3 protein-coding genes are annotated in these 3,742 nt (G+C 36.7%); 1 reads left to right on the top strand and 2 read right to left on the bottom strand.

What is annotated here, in order from left to right:
- Nucleotides 1-821, bottom strand: an 821-nt coding sequence (locus AC1DG9_RS24955; protein WP_477635451.1) for a transcription antitermination protein NusB, incomplete at its 3' end; no start/stop codon positions are given.
- Between the two features lie 90 nt (nt 822-911).
- Complete coding sequence (locus tag AC1DG9_RS24950; RefSeq protein WP_048906948.1) at nt 912-2,000, bottom strand: Glu/Leu/Phe/Val family dehydrogenase; 1,089 nt, start codon at nt 1,998-2,000, stop codon at nt 912-914.
- Nucleotides 2,001-2,111: 111 nt separating this feature from the next.
- Here AC1DG9_RS24950 and AC1DG9_RS24945 point away from each other — a divergent pair.
- On the top strand, nt 2,112-3,742 hold a 1,631-nt coding region (locus AC1DG9_RS24945), incomplete at its 3' end, for an ABC transporter ATP-binding protein (RefSeq protein WP_477635450.1).

Below are 3,742 nucleotides of genomic sequence, written 5' to 3'. Positions count from 1 at the left end.
AAGATACCGTTAATAAATGAATTACTTTTCGGTGTACTGTAATCTTTTGATAAATCCAGATATTCATTTATAGTTACCTTAACAGGTATTGACGGGAAATTTAGCAGTTCACAAATTGCCATCTTCATCAATATTGTATCCATTAAGGCAATACGCTCAGACTCCCAGTTTTTTGTACGTTCTGCAATAAGCGCCTGATAATCTTTATCATTCCTAAGGGTATAGATAAATAAATCTTCAACAAATTTGCTATCCTCGTCCCAATCCTGACTGATCGGCGTAAGTTTGTTTGCAAATGCGTCTTCTGATGTAAAATTTTTGATGGTTTTAGCAACCATTCCCTGCATTACCTCTTTGTCAACAGACCAATTGATAAATTTATCTTCAAATGCCTGTATAATATTGTGGCTTTTAAGAATAATTTTTCTAAAAATGTATTTGATAATGGTTTTAGATTCTTCCAGATCATTTACTTCATCTGCTAAATAAGCAGTGTATTCCGGAGTAACTTTCAAAGAGTTAAAAATTGCTTTTACAAATTCAGGATCCGCCATCCAGTTGATTTTGTATTTATTTACAGCAGCAACGAAGTCCGGATTGTTCTTTAAAGTAACTGCAAATTTATTGTTTTGCAATTTTAAGTTCGGATTAAGATCTTCTGCAGTAGGCAGGTGCTTGTTAGCACGTTCTGTTGCATCAACACCGGTATATTCCGTAACCTCTACTAAAAGTGAAAGCATCCATATGTACATTTCATATACATTATCAATACTGTGCATAAGAGCCTTCTTTGCTGAAGCTAAATCTCTTTTGTCTGTCATGTGCCAAGCAAATATATTTTGCAAAGCTTTAATTCTTAAGTGCCTTCTGTTTAACATGAATGTAAGAACGAGTGGTAAATTACCTGTTTATTAAAATGATGATTTTATTTTCTTTATATCTATTATTCTTTGTTCTGCAATGCGGTTAGCTGCCCATATTGTTGGAATATTATCCTTTTTAGACATTTTAATTACATCGCGTGTAGCATTGTAAATGTTCTCTGTAAGCTGCATTGTACGTTTTTTACCATATCCTGTAAGCTCAGAGTAACAACTGATTAAACCACCGGCATTGATCAGATAATCAGGAGCAAATAAAATTCCTTTATCTAACAGAAGCTTACCATGCAATTGTTCATCAGCTAATTGGTTGTTAGCAGAACCCGCAATAATAGCAAACTTCATTTTTTCAATGGTTTTAGAATTTACCGTAGCCCCAAGCGCACATGGAGCATAAATATCGGCATTTAATCCAAAAATTTTATCTGCAGAAATTGGTTTGGCCTTATAGGTACGTGCTACATGTTGCAAACGATCTTCATTAATATCACTAATGTAAACCTCTACATTTTCTGCTCTTAGTAACTCAACCAAGTGCTCTCCAACGTTACCTATACCTTGTACCACAACTGAACGACCAGCAAGCATATCAGTACCAAAAACCTCTTTAACACAGGCTTTAATACCCAGGAAAACCCCTTTTGCTGTAGTTGGTGCCGGATTACCTGCTCCTCCTAATGACTCAGGAACTCCTGTAACATGTTTGGTTTCCATTTGGATATATTCCATATCTCTTGTATTGGTACCAACATCTTCAGCAGTAATAAATTCTCCGTTTAGATTTTTGATGAATCGGCCATAGCTGCGCATCATGGCTTCTGATTTTCCTTTATAAGAATCACCAATGATTACAGCATTACCACCCCCTAAATTAAGGCCGGTGATAGCCGCTTTATATGTCATTGCCCTTGATAATCTGAGCACATCTTCAAGTGCTTCAGCTTCGGTAGCATAATTCCACATTCTTGTACCTCCTATTGCAGGGCCCAATGTAGTATCATGAATAGCAATAATCGCTTTTAAACCGGTATCGGGATCATTACAATAAACAACCTTTTTATGCCCAGAGGCACCAATTTGATCTAAAACTGAATTTACGATAGAACTATTACCAGACATATAATTTTGTTTATCAGATAAGCCGCAAAACTAGTCAAAAAAACATTATTTACATTGTTTTAACTAAAGTCTTTAAAAAATTTATCTTCATTTGGCTAACTTTACCTCCTCATGAAACACCTCCGGTTTTTAAACAAGTACTTTTATAAATATAAATGGTGGATTATTCCAGGAGTTTTCTTCGTGATTATATCAAATATTTTTGGTGTAATCCCGGCTCAGGTTATTGGCCATGCGTTCAATTTAATTACGGAGAACATCCAGATTTATGGTTTGTTTTACGGATTTGAGCGCCGAGAGGTTATTTACGATATTTTCTCTTATAGTTTGCTGTACTTTGGCGCACTTGTTTTGGTGCTTTACCTGCTAAGGGGACTGTTTCTATTTTTTATGCGCCAAACGATCATACTCATGTCCAGGCACATTGAATATGATATGAAAAACGAGATTTATGCACACTATCAGGAACTAAGTCTGGGTTTTTATCGCAGAAACAATACAGGCGACCTGATGAACCGGGCTACTGAAGATGTAAACAGAGTAAGGATGTATGTTGGGCCGGCAATTATGTACGCCATAAATACGGGTGTTCTCTTTTTGCTGGTCATTTATGCCATGTTCTCTGTTAACGCCACACTGGCTATCTTTTGTTTGTTGCCACTGCCGGCATTGGTTATCATAATTTATTTTGTGAATACAATGATCAATCGGAAAAGTGAACTCATTCAGGAGCAGCTTTCCAATCTATCTAGTTTTGTACAGGAAAGATTTTCGGGTATAAGGGTCATAAAATCATATGTTCGTGAAACACATACAAAAAAAGTGTTTGCGGCCGAAAGTGAAGGTTATAAGAACAGCGCGATGAGCCTTGTTAAAGTGCAGGCGCTATTTTATCCTACCATGCTTCTGCTTGTGGGTTTAAGTACTATCCTTACTATTTATGTTGGCGGAAAGCAAGTGATCAATGGTTCCATAACTGCAGGAAACATTGCAGAGTTTATTGTATATGTTAACCAGTTAACCTTCCCTGTTTCCATGCTTGGCTGGGTAACTACTCTTATCCAGAGGGCTTCCGCATCGCAAAAAAGAATTAATGAATTTTTACAGCTTAAGCCCGATATTAATTCTAATACGCAGGAAAAAAGAGTAATAAATGGAAATATCAGATTTGAGAATGTAAGTTTCACTTATCCAGATACCGGCATAGAAGCCTTAAAAAATGTAAGCTTTGAAATTGAACAAGGACAGTTCGTAGCAATTATTGGCCGAACAGGCTCTGGAAAATCAACGCTGGCTAATTTATTGATGCGGATGTATGATGTGGACGGCGGTAAGATAATAATTGACGACAAGGGCTTAAAAGACCTTAATTTGCAAGATTATCGCAACCAGATAGGTTTTGTACCTCAGGAAGTGTTTTTATTTTCTGATACAATTAAAAATAACATCGCTTTTGGTCTTGATACGGTTAATGACCAAGAAGTTGAAACAGCTGCAAAGAATGCTGCCGTTTATCACAACATTATCGATTTTGAGCTTAAATTTGAGACTATGCTTGGTGAAAGAGGAATCACCTTGTCTGGCGGACAGAAACAACGCGTTTCCATAGCCCGTGCACTGATCAAAGAACCGAAGATCCTCATATTTGACGACTGCCTTTCGGCTGTCGATACAAGAACCGAAGAAGAGATCCTGAATAATTTAGGTAGAATAATGAATGACAAGACAAGTATTCTTATTGC

This window comes from Pedobacter sp. 05L430 (assembly GCF_056397585.1).
The sequence above is the reverse complement of the archived record's forward strand: the minus strand, read 5'-3'. Positions and strand labels throughout refer to the sequence as shown.

What these genes read in the sequence shown, in the direction of transcription:
- AC1DG9_RS24950 (WP_048906948.1), bottom strand. Translation starts at nt 2,000, where the DNA reads ATGTCTGGTAATAGTTCTATCGTAAATTCAGTTTTAGATCAAATTGGT.